This window comes from Vibrio barjaei (assembly GCF_001639065.2).
GTDB classification, from domain to species: Bacteria; Pseudomonadota; Gammaproteobacteria; order Enterobacterales; family Vibrionaceae; genus Vibrio; species Vibrio barjaei.
The window spans coordinates 304,736-330,606 of record NZ_LQXO02000005.1 but is presented as its reverse complement, the minus strand read 5'-3'; the positions used below and the strand labels follow the sequence as shown (position 1 = coordinate 330,606).

Genomic DNA, 25,871 nt, shown 5'->3' with positions numbered 1-25,871 from the left:
GCTTAGACGAACAACCAGTTAGACAAAACCTAGAAAGGCTGCTAACAATATATTAGTAAGTGAGGGTTAGGCATATGAAAATAGTTAAGCAACCATACATAACAAACTATGAGCTCAGAAAATTAGAAAAACACCTAAAGAAGATTAAGAATGGTGAGTACGAGCCATATATTACAGTTCGACGTTCAAATAGTGTCGGTCTATCTCATATTGTTTTCAGTCACAAGACGAAACGCTGCCATCACTTATTCAGCTTAGGTGAGCTTGCTCTATTCTTTCATCTTGAGCACGATCCTGAAGTCTTGGATATACAAGAACAATACCCATTACCGATAAATGAAACTCTCAAGTGGGCTAAACATCTGAATTATCGGCACCCTGCTAAATACAAAGAAAGGGATGGTAAAGATATTCCTGCTGCAACCATGACCACGGATTTCGTTGTCACCTTATATGATGCGACGAGAGACCAGCTTGGCATTCAGCCGTATAACTATAAACCGAGCTCAGCTCTAAGTACTGAATTTGAGTCTCCCCAAAAAGTCACACGAACCCAACAAAAGTTCAAAATTGAAGAGATGTACTGGGGGCGTTATAACCATCATCTAACGCAAATAACAGATGAAGACTTAAACCCCAACAAAACATACAACCTTCAATGGCTTAGAGAGACCTACCATCATATACGCGAGAGTCAAATCGAAGGCCCACTGTGCGAAGGGATGTTAAACACTCTAACCAGAAGCCTTATAAACACCCCAGAGAAAACTCTAAAGCAGCATTTGAATCACGCATCATTAGTACACGATGTAACCGAACTTGCTGCATTGGAGATCTTTCAACATCTTGCGTATTCAGGTCAACTAGACGTTGACCTGAATGAGCGCATAGAAGTTTTTCGCCCTGTAATGATGATTACGCAACACGATGAGAATTAATCAAAAATTGGTCGATGACAAAAAAGGGCTTGAATATCTTATCGTAGATATTTGCCAAGACCTCGACCTGATTGCTGTCACTCAGCTCAATGTTGAACGACCTAAAAGGCCTCATACGATTATGCTAAGTGATACGTTGAGCCAAATAGAACTGGGCAAATGGAAAGTGCTAGAGCATTCCTTTAGCCCTTACCTATACATGTCGGACGAAGAGTTACTGAAGGATAAGAAGCGCAGAAAGTGGTTACAACGCAGAGATAGCAGCTTCAACATTATTGCCCCGTTAATCGATAACGACGAACTACGTTACAACTATCTTTTTATCGATAGCTGTTCAATCTTACATCGATTGATAGAAACATCAGGTCGCAGCCGCAGTTATGTAGCAAAAATTTTAAATCGTTACTGGTATTACGGCTCTCATGTCAATGCTCTACTCCCTCTGTGGAGAAATTGCGGAACGAATCAGTCTTTACCTGAAGCACCGTCATTTGACCAAGACCCTGAGTTAGGCAAAAGTGGCCCGAAAACCAGATATGGAAGTCCTTATCGTGGAGTCACTCAGCAAGACATTAAACATATTCGACGATTTGCTAAAACCATTCCAAACGGTGGCAAAGCTAGGCTGAGTGACCTTTACGATCAGTTTACACGCAAGTTCATGTATGCACGTGTTAAACCAATGATTGAAGAAGCACATGAGATAGCTTTACCTGTTCCAAGGGCCAAACTCATTTCACGAAATGCATTTAAATATCATTTTAAACAAAACGTAGATCAACTTGAATTGATAAGGAAGGCTGTCGGCACGACCAATTTTCAAAAAGACTTCCGAGGCCGTGCGGGCCTCGCTCGACAGGGTGTTCGTGGCCCCACAAGCCGCTATGAAATAGATGCAACAGTCGTTGATCAATACATACGCTACCCCTACGACAAAACCAATCAGTTAGCCACGGGACGCCCTGTGATTTATCTAGTTGTAGATACGTGGTCTGGCATGTTTGTTGGCACTCATGCTTGTTTTCACGGCCCAGATTGGACTGGAGCATCACAAGCCCTTTTCAATGCTTTTACCAACAAAGTCCAGTTTGCTAAACGCTATGGCGTTGAAATCACTGAAAACGAATGGCCGTGCCACCATGTCTGCTCACAGTTAGTCATGGATCGAGGTTCCGAGTATACAGACCGTAATATTGAAAGCATGCTTAAGGGCGAAATTGGCTTATCAATCGCCAGTTTCGCTCCGTATCATCGCGGGGATTGTAAAGGAACTGTCGAGAAAGCATTTGATATCTTTCATCAAAATGCTGTTCGATTTGTGCCTGGTCAAGTCATGAAAGTACCCAGCAAGGAAGAGCAACACGCTTCTAGAAAAGCGTCGATGTCCTTCGAAGCATTCATGGAAAAGCTCATAAGAACAATCATTTATACCAATAACAACCGCCTTAGAAAGAACAACCATAACTTCGAGATGTCTCGTGATGATGTTGGTTTCTCTCCTAGAGACTTATATCTCTACGGGCTAGAAGAAATGATGATACCGCCAGCTCAGATTCCTGAAGAGCGACTTCGTTTCGCCTTGCTACCTGCTGACAAGGCGACTGTGAGAATGGAGGGCGTTTACTTTAAGGGGCTGTATTACAGCGCTAACAAAATCATTCATAAACAATGGTTAGACAAAGCTCGTAATTTTGGCCGATACACAGTGGAAGTTCGATACGACCAAAATTCAACGAACTTTATTTGGTGTAAAGACCCTGAATCTAACGAACTAATTACTTTAGAACTCACTGATCGCTCTGAAGCGTATCGTAATCAAATTTGGCAATCGACCCTTCATGAAATCGAATTAACCAAACAAAAACAAAGCCTTCATGAAGAACATTCATTCGCTAACAAAATTGAGTTCTTAAACAAACTGGATGAAATCGATAAACAAGCAAAAGCTGACGCTCGATACTTAAAAACATCGTCAGCAAAGTCTATCCAGACAGGTATCAAAGAACGAAAGAGTATTGTCTCTTCTATTGAACGCAGCAAACAATCTGAGCAGATAGCAGCAACCTTAAGTTCCGAAGATAACGCTAGCTCCACTGCTAAAAAGAATACCCAACACTTGGAAACACCTGATTTTTTTGACTTTGATGATGAACAAGATGATAGCTAATTATATACCTCACCCTAACTCTCAGATGGCACAAAATCCTCTGATTGAAGCGCTTGGAATGCCATTGCTACCTAAACAATTTATCCAGGCAACAACACTATCTCCTGACATGATGATTGATGTCAGTTCGCTCCCTACTGAGCATCATGGTTACTACACCAGAACATTCATTGATAACCTATCTGAGTGCTATGTTGTTCAGGATGAAGCCCCACGCCTTTATGACACCGTATTTCGCATGATTGAGCGAGGCTATATCTATCGCAACCCTTTGGTGTATGGCGATATTAAACAATTGCAATTTGCCGACTCTATTGAAATACCTGAAGGGCAAGAGCGCATTCTAAAGCAAACCGCAAATCAGCAGAGTTTTTTGGTAGCAGGTCTATCAGGTCGCGGAAAGTCAGCGATGGTAGAAAGCATCTTGTCTGCCATTCCTCAAGTCATTTCACATCAAGAGTACCAAGGACAAAGGTTCATCTACGAACAAATTGTCTGGCTTAAGATCGATATCCCAACAGCCCGCGGGCAGCGTGCACTACTCTGGAGGATTCTTGAGTCCATCGATTCGGTAACTGGTGAGAATTATTATGAGTCACATCAGAAAAGCTCAGTTACGGCGCTCATGATTGCGGTTCGTAAGGCGCTACTCATCCATGGTGTTGGGATTATTGTTCTAGATGAAGCTCAGAACCTATCTGAAACTCGACAGTACGAGAAAGTTGGTAACAATGAGAACGCCACACTAAAGTTCGTGGAAGAGTTGTTTAACAAGGTTGGTGTACCACTATTACTCGTCGGGACACTATCAACACTCAATCTGTTTTCTAAAGAGATGACTGCCGCTAGGCGAATTGGAAAGACAGGGTCGCTAATCTTAGAGCAATGTGATGTTGAAAGCTCGTTTTGGAAACGCTTCATTAAGCAAATGTGCCCGACACAATTACTTAAAAATCAGACAACTGACATTGATACTCTAACGCGCCATGTTCACTACTTATCAGCAGGGATCCCTGCTATCGCAAGCAGCCTAATAAAGGCCACATTGTCTTATCTGACTTATCTAACACCAAACAATCAAGACCTAAGCATGGCTGCTCTAGACCATGTATTTAAAGAGCAATTTCTCTTGGTCTCAGGCGCATTAACGGCACTAAAGCGAGGTCAGTTTTATAAATATGAGGATTGCAATCCTTTATCTCAATTGCACTCGGTTCAACAGGATTTGTTTTCAGAAAGTGGCTCAAATATTGACGGCAACCAAGTCTGTAAGCAATCCCCAAGAAGCTCTCGTTCTGCCGTAAGCCTTACTGAGAAAGACCAAGAAATGCTAGAGAGCTTAACTCCTGAAGCCTTACTAGCGCAGGCTAGAAAGTATGAATAACATCTTGTACCTGCTACCGAACGAACACCTAAGAAGCTTCCTTAGCCGAGTTCATACTATGTCCCCTTTTGGCACTTTTGCTACTTCAGCAAAACGTGTAGGGCTGGCAAATTTCAGTGCGTCGCCAGTTACAGTCATGTCTGACCTAGACGCCATACTGATGAATATTCTTAATGATGACAATCGTTCGATTTGGCAAATGCATATGCACGGTAACGTCATCGAGTCTTTCCTCAACGAGCGAGAGAAACGCGAGCTACCATTGTTTTTGAAAGGAAAGCCATATTACATCGACTTCACACAATCCCAAACGGTACATAATCGTTTTTGGCGTTACTGCAAAGACTGTATTTCTGAAGACTTAGATACTGTTGGTATTTCATATTTTCACCAACAGCACCAACTACAGGGTGTTTTTCACTGCTACAAACACGGAACGAGGCTCATTAATAGCTGTTCTTCATGCACTTACACTGTAAAGAATCTTAGTCGAATGCAAACCCCAGCATTAATCTGTCCGAGCTGTGGTTCCAGCATGACAAGTCAGGGAGCGTACTATGATGAAACAATGCTAAAAGTTGAACAGCTTATGTTGGCGTTAAATGATCAAACGCTCACCCTATGCCTTGAATCAGTGCAACAAAATACGTTGGCACACATCGGATTTACGCTTGAGCAAACTGAAACGTTGGCTTTTAAGAAAGCTTGTGGCGATTGGTACAAAGAGATTTTCGTGACTCTAGGGAAAGGCGCTCTAGAGCAGTACTTCTCGAACACGAGGAAGGTAAATGATCACATAATTTCTCCCACTATGAGGACTACACGCTTATTTTTATCGACTTCAACAAACAGATTTAGTCCACCACTGATCTACATTCTCATGCTGGTTGCTACAGGACAGTTATAGACTTATGTACCTGCACGAAATAGCTGGTGAAGCCTTTTATAGCCTTGTTGCGCGACACCACGCAGCCTCACCAAGACGCTCGCTACGCGAAAAAAACCGAGCTCTCCTAGGGCGCACAGATGTTCGCATTAACCCCCAGCTTCCTTGCATGCTCGAACAAGTTGCCAAACAGACTTCAATAGATGCAGAAAGGTTGTTGTTTAACAGTACTTGTTTCCCTGTTGTCGGCGCTTGCCTTCAAGATAACAAAAGCAAAGCAAGACTTAGATTGCACCTGTTGAGCAATGATGGCAGTCACATCGCGGTCTTATCACGTACTACTTCTTCTCGGTTAAGGTTTAGCAGCGCACTAAAGTTCTGTCCGCAATGCCTTGAGGAAGACACATTGAAATGGGGGCATGGTGTTTGGCGTACCGTACATCAGTATTGCGGTATGTTCGTTTGTCCAAAGCATGCTTGTTGGCTGCAATATGCACCGACAGATGCCGATGGCCTTAACAAACGCATCGAACTACCACCAACACCTTACGATAGATGTTTCCATGGTTCTGATCTTTGTTTAGAACGAGCGTTGAGGTTATCGCAATTCATCAGTAGTTGGCATCGCTATGAATGCGAACGTCGATACGAGCATATTGCTACACCCTCTCACTCATCTTGGATGATTAAGACCCATTTGTTAACTCCGAAAGGACAGATCAGGCAATCAGAAGCCGTCAATCGTCTACAAGACTTTTGGGCTCCTCTATTTACTGGTGCAAAGCTACTGCCTTCGAAGCTATATAAATTCAATTTCTTAAGGTGCCTTCTCCTAAACGACCACTACAACCATTACATACAGCATGCATTGGTTGGTGCTTTCTTTGCGAAGAACGCCAAGTGTTACTTTCGACAAACTTCTCAGGTCTCGAACTATTGTAGTCGGGAATCTCATAAGCCTCGTGTCTGTCTATCCGAGTTGGCCTCAGGAAACTCGCTTCGTTCTGTCGCCAAGGCGACAGGATGTTCGGTTGGCTTTCTGGCAGCCATGGCGCAGCGCAATGGGGTGACAATCAAGCATCGATTTAAAAGACTCAACGATGCATTAGTCGACCAAATATTGAGACTCGCTTTTCGCGGGATTCATAGACGAGATATCGCCAAATTATGCGGTGTTAGCGTTGGTACTGTAGAACAGCAAATAAATGCGATGTCAGGATTATCCGCATGGAGAAAACGACTCTGGTTCTGCCAAAAACGACATCAATATCGTCAAACACTCCAGAAGATCATTTCCCAGAATCCAACATTAACTAGGACAGAGATTAAACATTCGAGCAGTTGCTACATGTGGCTATTTCGATATGACAAGGACTGGCTAAACCAGCACTTACCAAAACGAGAGCCTGCTAAGTACCATCAATCTATTGATTGGAATCTGGCAGATAAAAAGCTGGCTAAACAAATTAAGCAACACGTAAAGAAGGCAACTTCGGTGTCAGACGTCGAAAGACAGGTGGACTCACAACACTCATTAATCAAAAACAGAAAACGCCTCCCCGTTTCGATTGGGCAAGCAGAAGAAATCGTCTCAAAATCCAAAAATTAGGAACAATTACTATGAAATTTCTCGGTACATTCAAACAAATTTTCGAAGCACACGAAGTCAAACCTCACTTACGTGACATCGCGATGTTTGTGACTCTTAATAATACAAGGCTCTATCCGAGAGAGCAGTTTGATGAAAATGGAGACATTCATCCGTACCTAGCACCACGTCTTAACCTGATTAAGATCATCAAACAAGAAAACTCAGTTAAGTGGTTCTTTACTGAAAGAACTTATCAAATTTGGGATTACAAAGTACCTGCTAGGCGCCCAGTTTTCCTCAAGGCACGCATGAAACAATACATGAAAGCCGAAAAGTTGTTTGAGCAAAGTCGTAACTATGTCACAACTAGCCCTGCATCACTCTTAAGAAGAGACGATGAAGCGAAAGTGTTCAACATGTTCTGTGATTACATGCTCACATTTAATCAAATCGCTGTTGAGAGCAAATCTATAACATTGAATGAATGGCTTGTGTGGTATTCAGACATGAGGCGTATTGAAGCAGAAAAAGAAGAAAACAAAGAAAAACAAAGACGTCACCGAGAAGTTATCGCTGAATGTAACAAATTGGAAAATGACCAAGACTCAACCGACGAAAATTAACCGTATGATGACCAACGCAATGATCGCTGTGAGGAGTTCTGATGAAAAAGCTCGAAACTAAGCGATTAAAAGCTATTGTCTCGCTTCTCAACGGCCTAGAACTCATTTCTCATGAGGAATTACCCGAAGAGCAGCACGACGCTCTTTGTATCAATGTGAACGGCTGGAGGTACTACCCGTCCTTTCAGTTCGATGAGCATTTTAATCTTATAGATAATCTCAAAAACAATCTTAGCCTCATGCGAGAAGGCCGAGACGACACTGATATTCTACTTTGGATGATCTCCGAGAAATCGGTATTGGTGGAGCGAGCTGTTGCTCCACCAGCATTAGTTTCTAAATACTTAGATAAAGGAGACTTAGAAGGCTACGAGAGATTAGTCTCAACAGAAGCGCGAAGTCATAAATACGTAACCGCCAAACCCTGTGACTTGATTGATGACCCTTTGTTTGAGGTGTTCGTTGAGGACTGGTTGAACTCAGATGAAAGAATGATCAAAGCCAAGCTAGTGCAACTTCCTAGAGAATAAACAACTTTTACGCTTTGCTAGGCTTCCAAATGCAAACGTAAGCACAATTCCCTTCCGACCTAAACCTGTACAATGAGCCACATACAGGTTCCTTAGATCCTTCTCATAATATAAAGTATGATTAACCATAATTATGCAATGGGTATCATTGCATTTGCACGCTTTAACATTTACAAAAGGAATATCAATGCCTGAAACTGCTGAATCCTACCAGTTAGTATGGATCGTACTAGCATTGCTGACGCTAACCTTCTTGTTATCCACTCGCTCTACAAAGAAAAAGCATAAAAGTCTTCTGGAAGATATTGATAAAAAGCAGAAAGCTCTAGCTGAAAAGTCCGTCGAGGAATTGGTTCAAGATTTGAATAATCAAATTAGCGACGTTGAAACAAAAATTGAGTATGGAAGGCCTATCTACTCAAGGCTTAAAGACGAAGCAACTAAAAACAAAGAGCAAATGAAATACATTAACGTCGGCCTCTTTCCACCCGCTTACAAGTTTGATGACAGCCAGTCACTAAAAGATAAAATTGCCACTTGCATTGAACATCAGTATCAGGTTATTGAATCGGGTCGAGCTACAAGTGCCTATTCAGACTGGGATTGGTTTGGTAGTAAAGCAAAAGGAGCGCAGATGGTCACTTCATACCGACGCCTTCTTCTCAAAGCATTTAATGCTGAGTTCGATATGATTCGAAAGAAAATGCGCCACTCGAGCTTCGACACCGCCTTAAATAAACTAGACAGATTAGAACAACAATTGGAGAAGCTCGGTGAAACAGCAAACGTGGCTATTTCAGAAGAATACTTCAATTTAAAGGTAGAAGAACTCTCCATCTGGCATAAAGAGATGCTTCACAAAGAGAAAATTAAACAAGAAAAGAAGAAACAACAAGCACTCCTGCGAGAGCAAGCTAAACAGGCTAAGCAATCTGGAGGTGATACGGACGATCTGGAAGACGAGATTTACTATAAAAAATCAGATCTTGTGAAAGCACAAAAACTCGCGAAAGAACTTCACGGTACCGATGCTCTAGGTATGGAAGAAAAGATCGCCAAAATGCAAAAAGAGATCGAAAAGCTAGAAAGTAAGTTTGAACGCGCAACCTCTCAAGCTCAAATTACGAAAGCTGGTTATATATATGTAATCTCTAACATCGGTAGCTTTGGGGAAGGTGTCTTGAAAATCGGAATGACGCGCCGATTAGAGCCTATGGATCGAGTCAACGAGCTAGGTGATGCCAGTGTGCCATTCAAATTTGATGTGCATGCCTTAACCTTTGTAGAGAATGCGCCGAAAATAGAGAAAGAGCTTCACCGCAAGTTTAATAAGGCACGGGTGAACATTGAAAATCATCGCAAAGAGTTCTTCAGAGTGACTCCTCAAGAAGTTGCAACAGCAATGGAAGAACTTAGTGTTGAATGCGATTGGTACTTCGACGTAGAAGCCAAAGAATATCGTGAGAGCCACCTAATCAGAGAAGCTCGCAAACGAGAAACAGTGGAAACAGCTTCCGCTTCTAACCAGTTACCACAGTCAATTTAAGGAGTGTCTATGTTCGTTACTATCGCCTTAGCTGCGTTTACTGTGCTCTCACTGGTTTTATTAATAAGGTCTCGTTCTTCACTGAAAGAACTACAACTGCAAGATGAAGATATTGAGAAAGTTTATGCCCCAGTAACTGAGAAAGAACAACTACTCTCAGATATTGCAAAGAACTACCAAGCTCTACAAGAGAGTTATAAAAAAGAGCTGTTCCTCCTGAAAGAAGGTGAAAAACAACTCTCTCATTACTACCTTGGTGTCGGCACGACTGACTCAATATCTTACACCAACCTATCCCAGTCACGTGACCTAGTAAGTCTTGAGAGCAGATACTCTGAGACTAAGTTGGCAATAAAACAACTCGTTAGCGATAAACGGGCATGTATCTGCTCTATGGGCAAAAACGTCGCTGTTAATGGTAAAAAATCAGAGGCTAAAAAACTGTTTAACAGAGAAATCAAATTAAGATTACGATGCCTAGATAACGAGTTTAAAGCGGCTTCAGCCTTGGTCGATTGGAACAATATCAACCGACTTATAGAGCGCACTCAAAAAACCTTTGAGGAGATTAATTCTTCAGCAGACTTAGTTAAAACACACCTAAAAAATGAATATTTGCAGCTGAAAATTAAGGAACTAAGGTTGGGTTACGAGATCGCCCAGCTCAAGCAAGAACTCAAGGATGAAGAACGCCAAGAGCTTCAGATTCAAAGAGAAGCTGAACGTGAGGAAAAACGAATAAAAGCTGCTGCGGAGAAAGCAGAGAAAGAACGACAAGTTATGGAGCGCTTGGTTGCTGAAGAACTTAGTAAACTTGAATCCAGCAGTTCAGAGCAAAAGGCTTTGTATGAATTGCATAAGCAAGAACTGGAAAAGCTTCGTGAAAAAGAGAAAAGAGCAGTTTCTCTAGCTCAGCAAACAAGAGCTGGGTATGTGTATGTGATATCAAATAAATTGTCGTTTGGCGATAGCATCGTCAAGATAGGAATGACACGACGTGCAGACCCAAATGACCGAGTAAAAGAGCTAGGTGATGCTTCAGTACCTGAACTATTTGATGTCCACGCATTCGCATTTACTGAAGATGCACCAACATTTGAGCGATTCTTGCACACAAGGTTTGCCGAACAAAGAGTAAACCTTGTTAATGGTAGGAAAGAGTTCTTCTTTGTTTCCGCAGATGAAGTCCTGGAAGAAATGAAAAACTACGAAGGTAACTACGAGCTAAATGAGATAGCAGCATAACTTAGTGACACAATGTTCTTACTGGCAAAGGCGAACCAATTGGTGCGCCTTTGTGTGATTAAGTAAGCTCTGATTGTTAACTCGAAAACACGACGCCCGTTTCGAGCCTACTGCTTACACAATCGACTATTATCTAAATTACCCACACGTTGTGCTTACAATAAACAGACTTAGCTCATCACGACCGTCTTTAAGAATATCATCAGATCTATTAATCACTGTGCCTCGCATCACCAATACGGTGCAAACTGTTGAGTAAAGACCCTAATCAGTATAATGTTAAACAATTAATTGCATACGATATACTTTCCGATATTGAAAGAATGTAGAAGTTTGAATCTGATAGGATAATTAAAACAATGACTGGTCTAGAGACAATCTACAAAGAGCGAGCCAAGTTCATAATACTAGGGCTTACTGGAAGAACTGGTTCTGGGTGTACAACTCTTTCAAAGTTACTGAAACACAATACTTTCTCCGATCTCAACCCGCCAAAACCGCATCAAGCAGCGTTTCCTAATGACGAAGAAAGAAAATATAGAATTGTATATAACTACCTATCTGAACATTGGTGTAAGTTCCACCATATTAGAATGAGTGACGTCGTATCGACCTTCTTATTAGAACTACCTTTTAAAGATTTTGACAAGCTTTATAAGGCAACGCTAGATAATGAGCTCGGAACAAATAGTGAATCTCTAGATGAAAAGCTCGAACAATGCTACTCCGAGTACTACAAAAAAAGAGACAGTGCTAAAAAACATGCTGAGAAGTGTAAAGACAACCTATACAACAAAGAAATTTATGACTTTTACTTCAATGAGTTACCCGAATTTACAGATAAACTACGAAAAATCCTTCATAGAGTTCAACCAGGTTCATTTACGAAGTTTTATCAGATAGTAGGCAATAACATCAGAAAATCTGGCACTGCCGTGTCAGATGATTACGATTCTAGTAAAATCTATATGTTCTCACAGAGAGTGAACAAACTGATTAAGGTATTAAGGCATAAGTCAAAGAGCGACGGGGAAAATGTCTGTGTAGTTTTAGATGCAATAAGAAACCCTTACGAAGCATTTTTTTTCAGAGAAAGATACTCTGCGTTCTACTTGCTTTCAGTAACCACTGAAAATGACAAACGAATCAATAGATTACTGTCAGAATCAAGTATTTCCAAGGAAGATATTAAGGCCATTGATTCAAGAGAGAACCCTGATTCATTAAAAGGTGAGGATCGTTTTTGGTCTCTAGACCTCCAGAGATGTATTGAAATTTCAGACATCCACCTCTACAACCCAGATGACAACTACAAGTTGAAATCCCTTAAAAGGCAACTCATTAAATATATATCTCTGATAATGCATCCAGGTCTAGTTACGCCTTCTCAAGATGAGCGCTGCATGCAGATAGCTTACAATGCAAAACTAAACTCAGGTTGCCTTTCTCGCCAAGTTGGCGCTGTAGTTACAGATTCAGACAAGTCAATTAAAGCTGTTGGTTGGAACAATGTGGCTCAAGGTCAAACGCCATGTAATTTACGAAGGGCGGAAGACTTATTGACCAATGAAGACGAGTCTGCATTTAGCCTTTTTGAACGAGAAAACACTAAGTTCAGAACAAGCCTCGGAAACATTTATTCATTTACAGAATCCACTAACAAATCATTCCGTGGAAAACCAGTCTCCTACTGCTTTAAAGACATTAAAAACTCTATTGATGGAGAAAAGAACCAAGTTCATACAAGAGCTCTTCATGCCGAAGAGAACGCTTTTCTTCAAGTCTCTAAGTATGGTGGGATGCCAGTAAAACATGGATATTTATACACTACAGCTAGCCCATGTGAACTCTGCGCAAAAAAAGCGTATCAGTTGAAAATTGATAGTGTAATCTTCATAGATCCATACCCTGGCGTGGCAAATGACCACATAATTAATTGTGGTGTAGATACGCCTAAACTGAAGCTTTTCTCAGGCGCTATTGGTAGAGCCTATCAACAATTATTCGAACCGATCATCCCTTACAAAGATGAGCTAGAAATAGGTCTACAACTAAATGTACCAAACCAAAAAAAGATCTTAGTAGAGCAAAATAAAGAGCTGATACATAAGGCTAACTCCTTAGAAGAAAAGACTAAAGTCCTAGAAAAAGAGTTGGAGACCCTTAGAAATGAACTAACCACAGCTCAAAAATCAAAGGCGAAAGCATCACAAGATACTGCTAAATAACACTCAAGTATTTGTCGTGTCGCTGGACATAGACATCTAAAACTCAAGGACTACAAAATGAATGATGAATACATAAAAGAGCTTCAGCTTAACCCTGATCACGAGTATAGACTCATAAAATCTGAATCAAAAGACAAAGGAAGGCTTGACTCCGACTACGAAACATACGAAGAGTATGACTTAGAGGGGAACCTAGTTCGGACATTTACAATAAAAGACGCCACCGAAAAATATCCGCCATTTTCAAGAACGATTTCATATGCGTAGCAGTGAAATGATATGCATTTGTAAAAAATTAGAGCTTATTGCGGTAGCAAAGCCGCAATAACACTCACCTAGCATCTGTATCATTGCAATGGTCGACAAGCTAGTCGTGCTATTGAAGTACGATTGAGAAGACCATTGCACTAAAAAGTGTCACCCCTTATAAGAACGGGGGATTTTTTATGTGAAATGACTAACTAAGCTCACAGCTCACCAACTGGCACTGATTTTTAATCAAGTGCTCTTGCGTTATTGCCAATGTATTCTTCTCAATGAAAGTTAAATGCTCTCGTATCGATACGCTGACATCTCTGCTCTTGAGCCTGTCAAGCTGCTCTAGTTGTTTCAAAAATTCATCGAGCTTATTGATACTTCGAAATAACTCCAGATTTAAAGCAGGGACAACCCAATAGTGCTTAGCATTGCTTAGCTGCTCAACCATATCCAAGCCTGCTGGATCGTAATCATAGAAAAAGCCTACTTCAACGGCATTGTTGTCAAAGCATTCAATCAGAGTAGGTAGATCTTTTTGGTTTTTTCCGTGACCACGGTAAACGAGCACAGCGGATTGCCATTCATCTGGCAAAGAGAGTACAACGTCTTTCCATCGAACCATTAGCTCGCCATTTTCGATAATAAGTACTCGGCTAAAACGCGGGAAATCTAGATCATCCAACTCTACAGAAGCTACATACCTAGCTTCTTTGGGTACATCTGGCTGGTTCTTTAAAGGGACATTCACATTACCAGCTAAGCTAATGAGCTGCTGAAACACACCACCTTTTGCAGACTTCTCGCTAATACCAGGGCGTGCAGTATCCATCCGAGAGTTGCTACTCTGTTGAAAGGTCAGAAGATTTTGTCCCAATGTTGAAGTAAAATACTTTTCAATTTCCCTCAATTCTGAACGGGATAAAAGAATTGAATTGCCACTAACAGCCCCGACTTCTACGAGCCTGCAAACTTCAGTATTGGACTTGTTGGCAGGAATCCTCTCCCTCGAATTAACAACAATCCTCTTAGCAGCATTAATTAGCGATAGAGATAGCGTCATTTAGCACCTCCGATTGTTTCAAAAACAATATCACTAATAATAACATTACCGTCATAAGGTAATACGACTTCTCTTTCTTCCTTAATTTGGACGATACTCTTCAAACCGACTTTTTGCGCACTAATGTAACCATCGACCAGTAAAAGCCAGTCCTCCAGTTCTATATCGAGATCAAACAGTGTATAGCTTTGCGCAGCAGATAGAGGGAGAATGTTAGGGTTGGATTTTATTGCCTCAAACATTAACTCTAGCGCTTCATCTACCTCGTTTAGTTCAAACTCTTCTTCATCTTCACGGACATCCGTAACTTCGATACTGTCTAAATCTGAAGCTTTACCTTTTTTCCTCTCACAGCTAGCAAGAGCCCTTACAGCCAGAACAATTAAGTCATCAGCTTGAATGTCACTGTTAGTATTTCCGTAGGCTCGTACTTCTGTTTCCGAAACCTGAGACAAGCAGTCAGGCAAACATTCAATGGAATCTATAGATGGCGAAAAGGTTTTGTCATCTTGGAACTTAGCTGCAAAAACATCAATAATGCGATTAAGCTTGGAAGATTTCTTATCTCGCTGAAGCTTTGCCAACATATCGACCATTTTTTTGTTTGATACATTTAAGTCCTTCAATGCTATATCGATTTTAGATTTAAGTAGCTTCAAAAGAATTCGCTCAAGGTGAATGTCAGTTTGTACCCACTCCCTTAGCTTTTTCACACTTAAATGCTCGAAGATACTATTGATTCTACCGATCTCACGTTTGCATCGACCGATTTGACGAATTTTGTCATCAACATCAGTGACCATGCTGAATTCATCAGCAACGATCCTATGAAAAGAAGATACGGTCTCAACTAAGGCGTCATTTATCTCGACTGTTATCTCTCGAATTTCATCTAAGTAGTGTTGTTTTTTATCGTCATTAAAGTCCTTAACTCGTCGGTAACTGTCAACGGCATAATCCAAGTTTTCAATCTGATTAGAAAACTCACCATGACGTTCTCTGAATCTATAACGACTAGTTACCCTATCCAGTAAACGTTTAACAGAAGAATGAACTTGGACTCCATGCTCATCATCTAAGTGATATGCCAACTGATGTTTTGTAAGTGCTGCAATTGCAGCTTTATTGCTTTCACTATGATGAAGTACTCCAGCTTGCTCATAGCAAGCCTCGTCTACTACCTCAGTATGAGTGCTTAAAGCTCGCACAGCTTCTTTTGACTCCACTTGTCGAGACATCTAAATCAACCCCATTTGAGTATCTAATTCATTTCCACCATCAGCTTCACTTTCCAGCATCCCTTCATTAGTAGCGATAAACTCCAAAGTCTCATAAAGCAATGACCATTTCGCTGTAGCGATAAAGAGAGAACCAGTTGATGATGGAGATACAAAGTATCCTTCTTGGACAAGATAATCTAAGATAGACCTCAGCTTCGTTTTACTCTCTTTGCTTTTATGGGCTCTTTTAAGCTTGTGTGCAATATGATCAAGCTGATTTTGAAGTGAGTTACTTTCCTCTATTGCTGCGAGTAACTCTGACTCCGAAAGCTTGCCACCAGCCATGATAGGTCTGGAGTCTGAATCAATATTTCGGGCTAGTTTGAGCCAAGCGATTATTCCTTCCATCGTCTGCGAAAAAACTTCAAAGTCTTTGAGAACTTCGTTTTTCTTTCGAGTGTTATCGATGTTCTCGTATCCACAGTAAAAACCTAGGCCGTCTTGTGTTTCGACTGTTGTCATGCTTATTCGAGACAAGTATTGGTTCATGTCACTTCGATTTCTGGTATCGGATAAGTATGTGTACTCAATAGGAGATGCATATTCACATATCACCTTTTTACTCATGAGCATTCGGAAAACCGATTCAAACTTATTCATTCAACCACCTCCGTAGACTGATTTTGTTTCGACTCAGAAAGCAATGGATTGACTCTGCTTCTACGTCCACCAATAAATGATTTGACACCTACATTCTTCACGATGTGATTTTTAGTGGCGAAGTACTTGTAAGTAGCTGGATGCAGATCTGGCTGAGCTGTGAACAAGCAAATACCTTTTTGAGCCATCATGTCGAATAAAATAGCCAGGTTAGAAATAGAAATTTTCCCTAATTCGTCGAGCGGCCAGTGAATGGCAACGTCTTCATCCTGACACAAGAATCGAGTCATCCCACAGAAAACAACGATAATAGCTAGTTTGGAAATCCCTTCGGAGCCGACCTTTTCTAAATCTTCATCATTCCGAACCACTGCTGGGCGTCCATTCTCAACAATCGTTATCTCCATCTCGACCAAAGACTCTAGGTTTTTAGATATCTGAGCCTCTTTAAATGAAGCCAACAGTTGCTTGAAGGAAGCAAGAAACGCTTTGGAAGGTAGACCTCTTGAGGTTGCACCTGACCATCTATCCAATTCGACACTAAATAGATTAAGGTCTTTCCAAAGATCAAAAGTATGTATCTTGCTTGATAGTTTGATGTGTATGCTGTCGATAGCAGGGAAAGGATTGCCCGTTTCAATCGACTTGTCCAAAGTGCTCGAAACTGAATCTACTTTACTATTCACCTGTTTAAGGGTTTGGTGATAGTTAGAAATCTGAGTCGATATTGAACGAAGTGTCTCAATTTTAACATCCCTAACATCTGGAATCACGTTAAGGACAAGCTCTTCAAGATCTCCCAAGCAAGCAAGGGAAAATTGAGGACTATCGTAGTTGATAGCATAGTCATAATTTTCTGAAAGCTTCGTCATGGTGGCAGAGCGCATCTGTTCCCACATCATCTTTATTTCATTGTTGTCGTCCAACCCTAAGATTGTGTTACTTACGTCTTTTACTTTACTAACGATTTCTTTCTTAAGAGTGTTAATCGCAGTGATTTTATCCGTCACTAGACTCACTGCGTGCTCAACAGAATGAAATTCCGAATCTACAGAGACATCCTCTACGTTAACTAAATCCGATTCATCGACCGCTTTTTCTAGACTGTTAGTACAAGTAGTAAGCTGCGCTATGGCCTCCTTGACTGTAATGAGATCGTCTTCATCTAATTTGATTGAAGACGATATTTCATCAATTCTTTTGTTTACCGACTTCTCATAGTCGTCTCTCTTCGCTTCACCTCCCTTGATCTGTCGATCTAAAACCAAAATTTCAGAATTGTAGCTATCAATATATTTCCATTCTGATTCTAGCCAAGTGTCATAGTCGTGAATTAAAGCTTGAAATGTTTTTATTTCCTCACATTGGCGTTCGAGAAATTCCCACTTCGACTTGGCTCTTTCGATACTGACTGGATCTACTCCTTTACTCATCAAGGCTTGGTTGAACGCTAACTTGTAGTCACTAACTCTGTCTGAAGTTATGTTTTCTTTATTTTTGATCAGCTCATCAATAGCATTTTTTTTCGCGTCCTCTTCTGACAAGCGATAATCGAAGTTAGCTTTCACCTGAACACGCTCTTGTTGATGGCGCTGTTCTTCGTTTTCAAGTTTTTCTTTCAGCTCAGACTTGATGGTAAAAAGTTCAGACTCTAGTACGCTTTTCTGTTTCTTAACTTCAGATGTACGACTTTCAGCATCACTTTCAAACTGGACTGTTTTTTGATCTTTCAGGAGATTGAGCTTGCTCAGTTCTTCCTCAAAGACTTTTGTTCTTTGACTTTGAATTTTTATTTCTTTGTGAAGCTTATCTACTTCTTGCTCATCACTTTTGGCCCTGCTCTTCGCTTTACCTTGCCGAACTTCTACTTCTGACTCCTTGATTTTTAGAGTCTCTAATCGCTCTGAAAGCTTCTCTTCACTCAGACAAAAATCAGGAAGTGCGATTGAATCCAGATCCAAATAAAGACCAAAAATCGACTCCGTAGCTTCTGGGTCGAAAAATGGTTTCAAGTTTTTCGCATTTAACAAACTAGGAGTGATTACTTTGCCTATATTGCCGCGCCAATCAGGCACTTTTTGATCTAGGTACTCGTTGAGCGATCCTTTTGCTGGCAATAATGCACGACTAACAGAAACAATTTCATCTGAAATTTCTTTTAATTCGCTAGTACATGTATGGTAAGTAGAAAGACTGTTCTCATGATTTTTCTCTGCCTGACGTAGTTGCTCATTCAAATGAATTACTGCATTGTGGGAAGCGTTAAGTTGTTCACGCTTACTCTCAAGATCACTTTCCAGACTACGTAGTTCGCCTTTTTGTTCTGGTGTGAACTCTAAAGACTGCCCTTCTAGAATTGCAAGTCGGAATTGTTCTTGTCTTATCTTGTCAGACTGTTCATCAAACTCATCTTGCAACTTTTTCTTTTGAAGGTTGAGGTCACTCTGCATCGCCTCTAAACGGTCGTTTTTTTGCTCGAATATCTCTTCCTTAGTGTTAAGTATGTTATTGATCTCTTTTTGCTTACTGGAGCGGAAATTAGCACATTCGAGTTCCAATTTTTGTACCTGACTGTTAAACGTACTTTCTTCGGTTTCTACATCTTCCAGTAAGTTGTCATAATGTTTCCTTGCAGATTCTGCTTCCTTCAGCAAGTCACTCAAGCTATTGTAAAGCGTGATTTTTTCTAAAATATCATCCTCGTTCTCGTACTTGTCACGCTTATTGTAAATAGCATCAACTACTTTGGATTTCCTTTCAAACTCAGTCCGATGAATGCTTAACTCAGTATCAAGCTTTTGAAGTCTATCTTTCCTCTCACTGACTAGGGAGCCGTGCAACTCCTTCTGCAAACGAATTTTGTCAGACAACTGAGTGTCATTTAGTGCCAGTTGACGCAGATAAGAAGCGATTTGAGCTCGATAGGAGTTTAGTTGCTTGATGTACTCATCAAGGCTGTCTTTACTTGCAACTGCTTCATCGAACTTGCTCTTTTTAGTGTCTAGTTGAACAAACACATCTAGGCTATTTGCTAGGTTGATATACTCTTTCTTATATGGAACATCGTCCATCGATGTATTGTTCAAGAAACAGTCCACAATCATCGTCTTAAAACGGCTCAACATCTTCTTGTGACGCATCATTGTCGCCGTCAAAATGTCGATATGATTCATGTTATGGCTCGCAGAACACAACGAGTACTCATGGGCGATTGCTACTAAGTTTTTACCCGCACTGCGTCTTTGGGCCAAACGCTTTTTATTGTTTAGAATTACTGAACGGTAATCGACACTAGTTTCAATTTGCGAACTTACTGACATTGACTGAGACACAAGGTTTTTAAGCCATGTTCGAGTTTCACTTCCTTGCTTAATTAGCTCGTCGTACAAATGCTGAGAAAACAATTGTTCAGCGGTTCCTGTCAAAAACCTATAAGCGACACTGGAGCCATTTCGATACATTACAGAACACTTTCTCTCACCAAGCTTTTCATATTCGAACACGATGACAGATTTTGGGGTGGGCAAGTAGTAATCAACAAAGGAAACTTTATCCGCTTGTCTATCTACCAGCTTACTCGGATCGGCTCCATAGAACGCTGGAAGTAAGCTTAACAAAGTGGATTTACCAGCTCCGTTATCACCCGTATTGTTGCTATGCCCGATAGCCTTGACCTTGAATAGTTTCCCAGGGATAAAGGAGTGGAAAAGTACGATCCCTAGTAGTTTTGAGCTTTTTGTTTCAGATTTATTCATTTCTTTCATCACAGCGCGGTAGAGATATTCTCAACCCCTCGGTTAGTGAATGTTCTACAACAAACTTACTGACTCGGCTGCCACTAAGTAAGTCCATTATTTGTGCTTCCAACTTCCACCAGAGTTAAGAGGCTGCGTTTAAGATAGAAATGCCTCAACACCCAAAAGAGCCAAGTGTGTCGTGTCTACTAGCGGTCAAAGAATCAACTAGTGCCATATTACACTGGAATCAAATGATTCGTTAGAGTAAATTAGTACAGTTCATTTTGATAAGGGTAATCATTGTGCGTTGTGTCGAATCTCCACAAACCAAACGACTAAGGCTGATTGATTTCTATCTCTGCTTCTTTGGGAAAGTGAATCGCTCCGACCTTATTCAGCACGGTGATATTGCCGTTGCAACAGCAAGCCGCTCTTTTAATGCTTACAAAGAACGTTTTCCCAACAACACGGTTTTCAACGAAAGCCTGCGAGCATACATGAGGTCAGCATCGTTTAGCCCAGCTTTTGAGCATGACCCAGAAGCAGCTCTGAGGTTAATAGCATGGGGTCAGGAGCTTAACTCCATTCCAGTAACAACTTATGGTGTAAGCAGCTTTGCGACAGTGTTGGATTCACTATCTATTGATATCGTCTCTCAAGTCACAAGGTCGATTCTGAATAAACACTGTATTTCTGTCCTGTATAGTTCCTCAACTAGCACCGAGACTAGAACCCTGACGCCTCATTCTCTATTCAAAGGACTTGGGGCTTGGCACATCCGTGCTTGGGACAGCAAAAGACGTAAATTCCTGTGCTTTAGAGTCAGTCGAATTCTTAAGGCTCAGCAAACTGACAGCTCATACGACAAGACTATAAAGGACGATACTCTTTGGAACCGTGACGTTGTCCTAAGTGTTGCACCGCACTCTAAGCATGAAAATAGAAATGACTTAGCTATTGATCTAGGTATGGAGGGGCAATACGTGCGAAACATTACAACCAATGAAGCGTTAGCTGGTTACGTGCTCAATGACCTCCACGTAGACTGTACGCCTAATGCTTCGTTGCCGCCGCATGCCTTCAACTTGCAGTTGATGAATAGACACGAGCTAGAGCATGTTGACTCTATTCGAGCCCTAGTACCTGGATTTAAATCAGGAAACCGATGACCATCACTAAACAACCAAATTAGCGTATAGACAGCTATACATATTTGTTTTGTATATTCTTAACGAGTAGGACAATGAGCTTGAAAGCTACCTCAGATACTGGCTGGGTTAAGCCGATTAATCAGATTACTGGCCTCGACCATTTAGGAGTGCAAGCTCCATGCATCGAAGTCTACGGTAAACTTCTTCCTGGGATAACTAATGTTACCGATAGAGCTCGGTACTATTCGTTCTACGCATGGGTGTTTTATGCCTTCGAAAGGAAAAAGTGGTTAGATAGTGACACTTTTTTAAAAATGTTCCGAAGAGCAGACTGTCTATTCACACTTGCTGCTATGGCACATGAAACAAGTGATAACAGTACAGTTAATCACTCTGGAGCTCTTGTAGGCAAGGATACATTTCAGAAACACTTCGAAGAGATCACCTCAGGGAAAAAATTCAAGCTATCGCAATTTAGCCATACTAATCCTGATTCCTCTCGATACTTTAAGAACTCCTTTGGCGGCCTAGGACAGTATTACTTTGGCACACTTTGCAACCTAAAAATACTAGCGGGCGAGTCTCCTAAAAACGGGAAGCTCATTGAAGAAGTAGGACTAAAACTAGCCAAAGCATTTGACCAAAACGTCAACTCATCACTTTTTTTGGAAACTATTGAAAATGATGAGTTTACCTACGAAACTCTGACTCATTTAAAGTCATTCTGCCCATGTAATCTATCATGCGACAGTGAAGAACGAACTCTTTTAATTAGCCTATTCACCAAAGGTTTCGCGTCACTTTATCAAACAGAGTACGAAACTGACTTTCAAGCTCTCAACCGCGTTGAATCAATGGCTTACATCCTTGCTCTCACCGAGCATATTACTAAAACAGACACATCTCAAAGTTTTGATGTGGCGGTCTTCCGAAAACTTGCTTATACAAATGCTCTTCAATACTCAGGTAAATACGAGCACCTTTGGAACATTGAATCTAGCTGGCAAGATTACGCTAGAAATGAGATAGCCTCTATTGCCATGCAGGGAATATTTTACTGTGTTCTAAAAGCAACTGAATCTCGCAGACCAAACTTCAAAGACACTCGGTCAATAGCTTTGTGGTACTGGCAAGAAGGGCCTGGTAGCAAGGTAACATCAAATTATCATCACCAACAATTCGATCAAACCTTGTCTCAACTTTCTGTTCAGTTACCTAACTATGAGCGATGGGATGAAAACAACCATGAAGTGACTCTTGCCCACAGAGTGGAGAAACTTACAAAGAATGGCAGTAACGATTTAGAATCCATAACTAAAAATTGCTTAATGATCTTGGCAGCACTGGTTTCCCGCACTCAGAATAAGTCGGGGTATAACAGTGTAGAGCTCCAGAAGAGCTTTTTAGATAGATACCCACTCAATCTGCTAGCTATCTGTGAAACTTTAAATACCCAATTGAATAAACAATCTACTCTGTCAGCGTTGATACAATTAACTCACCATGGCTTACTTGAGAACCACTTTCTTGTTGCTATGAGAAAGCTAAGAAACCAACAACAGATGACCTTCCGTTTCCTACCCAGTGAATTTGGTATCGAAATAATAAAGCCACCCCCAGCAGTTTTTACGTCACCAAGGTTTAAGCAAGTTATTCAAATTATGGCAGATCTTGGCATGGTTCGTATAACAGAGAACTCTTTTCTAGTAGAACCTGCGGGCTATGACATTCTGAAGGTGAGCTCATGAGCAGCCCTATTTCACTCATAGAAGAGCTGAAGAAAGGTGGTTATGATTCATGCCTAATGACAAGCTACTCTATTAACTTTGCATTTTATGAAGAGTACCTTCTTCGAAAAATGCAAATTGCTGGTGTGACAAATCATTTACTGTTCGTTGATAATCGCATGTTAAAAGCGGCTATCCAGAATTTTCCACCTAAGTTTGCTGGCTACGCATACGGCATTGCACCTATGAAATGTAACCAAGCATTTCACCCCAAAGTGTATATGCTCCTTGGTAAAAAGAAAGGCTTGCTTGTAGTTGGAAGCCACAACATGACTCTATCTGGTTTCGGCAGCAACTTAGAAGTTACAAATGTAATTAGGTTCGATGAGAAATCTAACGAAGAAGATCTTTCTATTTTTAAAGATGCTTTTCATGCGTTTGAGGTATGGCTCAATGATTATGGGCAAAGCTCGCCTCAGATAGTTAGAGAGATGTTGGGTAAAGCCAAGGCTTTAGCTCCATGGATTAAAAAGAAGCCGAAGCTACCTAGTAGCAATAGCTTCCTATTTTCGTCCTATTCCAATAAAGAATGTCTTTGGAGAAGTCTCCAAACACACCTACCAAAAACAGTTGACAAAACATACGGCGTTTCAGCGTTCTTTGACAACTCGGGACAATTCGTTTCTTCTCTTTCTGAGTTATCTGTAGCTAAACCCATTATTGCAATACAGCCTAAAAGCGTTTGCCTGAGTACCACAATACTTCATAGCGGCACCGTAAAATTTGTGGATATAAAATCTATCCAACCTGATGGTATGTCAAAGTTCACGACATACGCTCATGCAAAAGCTTTAGTATTTCTCGCCAATCAAGAAACATTCTTCATATCTGGTAGTGCTAATTTCAGTAGCAATGCATGGCTTAAAACTGGCAGTAATACTAACGCTGAGGCAATGCTTCTCCTCCGAAATGGAGATGCAAAAGAGGCAATAGTCTCGACTAACTTTTTGCATATGGAAGCGTCAGAAGAAGTACTGGAAGTAAATAGTAAAGAGCTTAGCGAAGGCTCTACAGACACTACACATATAGAGTTGGTGTTTGTTGAACTACAACTTAAACAGTCTCTAGAAATCGAGCTTATGGATAGCCAAAGAGGTTGTCAGCCGTTTTACAAGGATGAGTTTGGCGATTATTACCAAATTGAACATACTCTGGAAAATCAGGTCATTATTATATCTGAGCAGTTGTTAGACTGCGGGAGACTGATCTATCTACTCCGTAATGAAGAGTTAATCGCTACTGTCGTCACACATAACGTCCCCTCGCTAGAAAAACTATGCGAGTCTTCTGAAGAACGCCAGTTAAGACAGGCTGTTTCATCATTAAGCACTGATTACCCTCAATTTGATCTTCTATTTAACTGCATTGAGAAGCTAACACCTCAATTACGCCGTCCTGTTGGTGCATCTGAAAAATATATACCACAAACTCATGATGATACGGATGAGAGAGATTCGCTCATTGTTAGTATTGTTCAAGAAAACGACGCCAGCACCAAGTCAGGAAGGCGTACCATATCGTCGGATGGATTAAACCTAATCTTAGATATGTTTCTTCACACCATACCTTCTATCCAGACAGGCAGCAATTCTCTATATAGAGAAGATCATTTAGGACGCAATGAGGAAGAACTTGTGGGAACTGATGATGAAGATACCGCTGAAAGCCCAAGTATTTCTCCTGAGCAAGTGGAATATGTACATAAAAAGCTCACGAAAATACTTAATAAGCTTGAAAAAGTATATGTTTCGAACTCGGATAATGAAGCCAATAAATTGAGTTTTCTACTAATGGCCTTCGTTGTGATTCATAACCTTAGCCGTCACGAATTTATTGTCGGTTCACATGAAATCAAAGTACAGCCGACTCTAGACAATGCCACCAAAGCAAAACCAATAGTTGATGAGAAGCACCTTAAAAAACTTAGAGAAATCTCTTTTGTCCGTTTCTTTAATGAAAAAGAATCTCCAATTCAGATCCTCAATGACAGTGAAAATATCTACAACAGCAACGAATACACCCAGTTGTTAGCATACGTCTCGTGGTTGCTTTTTAAGTTGGGCATAAGCTATAGCGATGCTCCACGGCTATCAAAAAGCGTAAAAGAATGTGAAATCATTCACCGAGCAAACGCTCAAATGTTATTCCTGATGCAAAGGTTAGATGGTGATGAAAAGGCTTTTAAAACTGCGGAAAGCTTACTTGAAGAGGATTCTCCAAATGCTCTAGAGTGGTTATACAGATCGATATCTGAAACTGAGCTCTTACTTTATGAAGACAGGCCCCTTTATCCTGGATATCAATTAGTTAAATCGAAATGCGGTGGCTTTAACGGATTCTGTTTCGTTGACAAGAAAAGAAATAACAGCCCATCAGTACAACTTGCCACTGTAGGTTCAAGCTTAATATTTAGCCGAAAATCATTAGATATTGCATTTTAACAAGAAAATCATAGAGTTATAACCAAACCTAATAAAACTATTACTCGCTAAATAATCATTCGTAAACGTTCAGTTCGTAAAACGCGGTTCGCAAAGTACGGTTCGGGTTTTACGAACTGAACAATCACTCTAAACGAGAGAATTCTATTAAAGAGAGAGTTTCCAACTTAGTTAACCAAACCTACGGGCTTCATTTGCCATTAAGCGGTGGAGTTTCCAACTTGGTTATTTTTAAAGAGTATTCCAGATCGTTGATTTAGATGGCTGGCAAGTTTCCATCTTAGTTATCTGTGATCACTATGCCACAAGTGATACTCAAAAGCGAACCTTAATCGGTTCGCTTTTTTATTTTAAGGACTAATGGGCCAATTCTAAGAGCTCCAACACCAAACCACCAAATGGCAATGGGCTTGCCGCAA

18 protein-coding genes are annotated in these 25,871 nt (G+C 40.8%); 14 read left to right on the top strand and 4 right to left on the bottom strand.

Annotated elements, in window-relative coordinates; all coding sequences use genetic code 11:
- Positions 1-74 precede the first annotated feature (74 nt).
- The 11 genes from AWH66_RS02430 to AWH66_RS02380 all read left to right on the top strand — a co-directional run bounded on the left by AWH66_RS02430 (position 75) and on the right by AWH66_RS02380 (position 13,405).
- On the top strand, positions 75-938 hold the full coding sequence (locus tag AWH66_RS02430; protein ID WP_063605103.1) for a heteromeric transposase endonuclease subunit TnsA: 864 nt from the start codon (positions 75-77) through the stop codon (positions 936-938).
- Positions 928-3,105: a Mu transposase C-terminal domain-containing protein gene (locus AWH66_RS02425; RefSeq protein ID WP_009696734.1), complete on the top strand. Its 2,178-nt coding sequence runs from the start codon at positions 928-930 to the stop codon at positions 3,103-3,105. The genes AWH66_RS02430 and AWH66_RS02425 overlap by 11 nt, the downstream gene beginning before the upstream one ends.
- The gene (locus AWH66_RS02420) at positions 3,095-4,489 is read left to right on the top strand and encodes an ATP-binding protein (RefSeq protein ID WP_063605169.1); all 1,395 of its coding nucleotides are present in this window, start codon (positions 3,095-3,097) and stop codon (positions 4,487-4,489) included. Before AWH66_RS02425 ends, AWH66_RS02420 begins: the two co-directional genes overlap by 11 nt.
- Positions 4,482-5,396: a TniQ family protein gene (locus AWH66_RS02415; RefSeq protein ID WP_063605102.1), complete on the top strand. Its 915-nt coding sequence runs from the start codon at positions 4,482-4,484 to the stop codon at positions 5,394-5,396. The genes AWH66_RS02420 and AWH66_RS02415 overlap by 8 nt, the downstream gene beginning before the upstream one ends.
- Positions 5,397-5,400: 4 nt before the next feature.
- Positions 5,401-6,984: a TnsD family Tn7-like transposition protein gene (locus tag AWH66_RS02410; protein ID WP_063605101.1), complete on the top strand. Its 1,584-nt coding sequence runs from the start codon at positions 5,401-5,403 to the stop codon at positions 6,982-6,984.
- A gap of 11 nt (positions 6,985-6,995) precedes the next feature.
- Complete coding sequence (locus tag AWH66_RS02405) at positions 6,996-7,589, top strand: hypothetical protein (protein ID WP_063605100.1); 594 nt, start codon at positions 6,996-6,998, stop codon at positions 7,587-7,589.
- Between the two features lie 41 nt (positions 7,590-7,630).
- The gene (locus AWH66_RS26110; RefSeq protein ID WP_240495588.1) at positions 7,631-8,119 is read left to right on the top strand and encodes a hypothetical protein; all 489 of its coding nucleotides are present in this window, start codon (positions 7,631-7,633) and stop codon (positions 8,117-8,119) included.
- 187 nt (positions 8,120-8,306) lie between these two features.
- On the top strand, positions 8,307-9,665 hold the full coding sequence (locus AWH66_RS26105; RefSeq protein WP_063605099.1) for an SNIPE associated domain-containing protein: 1,359 nt from the start codon (positions 8,307-8,309) through the stop codon (positions 9,663-9,665).
- 9 nt (positions 9,666-9,674) lie between these two features.
- A complete protein-coding gene (locus AWH66_RS02390) occupies positions 9,675-10,910 on the top strand; it encodes an SNIPE associated domain-containing protein (protein ID WP_063605098.1) in 1,236 nt (411 codons plus the stop codon).
- Between the two features lie 359 nt (positions 10,911-11,269).
- Positions 11,270-13,138, top strand: a complete 1,869-nt coding sequence (locus AWH66_RS02385) for a hypothetical protein (protein WP_063605097.1) — start codon at positions 11,270-11,272, stop codon at positions 13,136-13,138.
- Positions 13,139-13,195: 57 nt separating this feature from the next.
- Positions 13,196-13,405: a hypothetical protein gene (locus AWH66_RS02380; RefSeq protein ID WP_047103481.1), complete on the top strand. Its 210-nt coding sequence runs from the start codon at positions 13,196-13,198 to the stop codon at positions 13,403-13,405.
- A gap of 190 nt (positions 13,406-13,595) precedes the next feature.
- Here the strand turns inward: AWH66_RS02380 and AWH66_RS02375 are convergent, their stop codons facing one another.
- From AWH66_RS02375 to AWH66_RS02360, 4 genes are all read right to left on the bottom strand, one after another.
- On the bottom strand, positions 13,596-14,225 hold the full coding sequence (locus AWH66_RS02375; RefSeq protein WP_063605096.1) for a DUF7281 domain-containing protein: 630 nt from the start codon (positions 14,223-14,225) through the stop codon (positions 13,596-13,598).
- A gap of 227 nt (positions 14,226-14,452) precedes the next feature.
- A complete protein-coding gene (locus tag AWH66_RS02370) occupies positions 14,453-15,694 on the bottom strand; it encodes a hypothetical protein (protein WP_060989096.1) in 1,242 nt (413 codons plus the stop codon).
- Complete coding sequence (locus AWH66_RS02365) at positions 15,695-16,336, bottom strand: condensin complex protein MksE (RefSeq protein WP_063605095.1); 642 nt, start codon at positions 16,334-16,336, stop codon at positions 15,695-15,697.
- The gene (locus tag AWH66_RS02360; protein WP_167360923.1) at positions 16,333-20,091 is read right to left on the bottom strand and encodes an ATP-binding protein; all 3,759 of its coding nucleotides are present in this window, start codon (positions 20,089-20,091) and stop codon (positions 16,333-16,335) included. Before AWH66_RS02360 ends, AWH66_RS02365 begins: the two co-directional genes overlap by 4 nt.
- 284 nt (positions 20,092-20,375) lie before the next feature.
- On the opposite strand from AWH66_RS02360, the gene AWH66_RS02355 reads away from it, so the two are divergent.
- The 3 genes from AWH66_RS02355 to AWH66_RS02345 all read left to right on the top strand — a co-directional run bounded on the left by AWH66_RS02355 (position 20,376) and on the right by AWH66_RS02345 (position 25,452).
- Entirely contained in the window at positions 20,376-21,242 is an 867-nt protein-coding gene (locus tag AWH66_RS02355; protein WP_042766510.1) for a BrxR family helix-turn-helix transcriptional regulator, read from the top strand.
- 74 nt (positions 21,243-21,316) lie between these two features.
- Positions 21,317-22,972, top strand: coding sequence for a hypothetical protein (locus AWH66_RS02350; protein WP_042766511.1), 1,656 nt, complete (start codon positions 21,317-21,319; stop codon positions 22,970-22,972).
- The gene (locus AWH66_RS02345; RefSeq protein ID WP_063605093.1) at positions 22,969-25,452 is read left to right on the top strand and encodes a phospholipase D-like domain-containing protein; all 2,484 of its coding nucleotides are present in this window, start codon (positions 22,969-22,971) and stop codon (positions 25,450-25,452) included. Before AWH66_RS02350 ends, AWH66_RS02345 begins: the two co-directional genes overlap by 4 nt.
- Positions 25,453-25,871: the final 419 nt, after the last annotated feature.

Bases quoted from the DNA above. Each gene is read 5' to 3' on its own strand.
- AWH66_RS26105 (WP_063605099.1), top strand. From the start codon at position 8,307: ATGCCTGAAACTGCTGAATCCTACCAGTTAGTATGGATCGTACTAGCA.
- AWH66_RS02350 (WP_042766511.1), top strand. From the start codon at position 21,317: ATGAGCTTGAAAGCTACCTCAGATACTGGCTGGGTTAAGCCGATTAAT.
- AWH66_RS02375 (WP_063605096.1), bottom strand. From the start codon at position 14,225: ATGGATACTGCACGCCCTGGTATTAGCGAGAAGTCTGCAAAAGGTGGT.
- AWH66_RS02390 (WP_063605098.1), top strand. From the start codon at position 9,675: ATGTTCGTTACTATCGCCTTAGCTGCGTTTACTGTGCTCTCACTGGTT.
- AWH66_RS02385 (WP_063605097.1), top strand. From the start codon at position 11,270: ATGACTGGTCTAGAGACAATCTACAAAGAGCGAGCCAAGTTCATAATA.
- AWH66_RS02420 (WP_063605169.1), top strand. From the start codon at position 3,095: ATGATAGCTAATTATATACCTCACCCTAACTCTCAGATGGCACAAAAT.
- AWH66_RS02360 (WP_167360923.1), bottom strand. From the start codon at position 20,091: ATGAATAAATCTGAAACAAAAAGCTCAAAACTACTAGGGATCGTACTT.
- AWH66_RS02345 (WP_063605093.1), top strand. From the start codon at position 22,969: ATGAGCAGCCCTATTTCACTCATAGAAGAGCTGAAGAAAGGTGGTTAT.
- AWH66_RS02415 (WP_063605102.1), top strand. From the start codon at position 4,482: ATGAATAACATCTTGTACCTGCTACCGAACGAACACCTAAGAAGCTTC.
- AWH66_RS02370 (WP_060989096.1), bottom strand. From the start codon at position 15,694: ATGTCTCGACAAGTGGAGTCAAAAGAAGCTGTGCGAGCTTTAAGCACT.
- AWH66_RS02405 (WP_063605100.1), top strand. From the start codon at position 6,996: ATGAAATTTCTCGGTACATTCAAACAAATTTTCGAAGCACACGAAGTC.
- AWH66_RS02365 (WP_063605095.1), bottom strand. From the start codon at position 16,336: ATGAATAAGTTTGAATCGGTTTTCCGAATGCTCATGAGTAAAAAGGTG.
- AWH66_RS02425 (WP_009696734.1), top strand. From the start codon at position 928: ATGAGAATTAATCAAAAATTGGTCGATGACAAAAAAGGGCTTGAATAT.
- AWH66_RS26110 (WP_240495588.1), top strand. From the start codon at position 7,631: ATGAAAAAGCTCGAAACTAAGCGATTAAAAGCTATTGTCTCGCTTCTC.
- AWH66_RS02410 (WP_063605101.1), top strand. From the start codon at position 5,401: ATGTACCTGCACGAAATAGCTGGTGAAGCCTTTTATAGCCTTGTTGCG.
- AWH66_RS02380 (WP_047103481.1), top strand. From the start codon at position 13,196: ATGAATGATGAATACATAAAAGAGCTTCAGCTTAACCCTGATCACGAG.
- AWH66_RS02430 (WP_063605103.1), top strand. From the start codon at position 75: ATGAAAATAGTTAAGCAACCATACATAACAAACTATGAGCTCAGAAAA.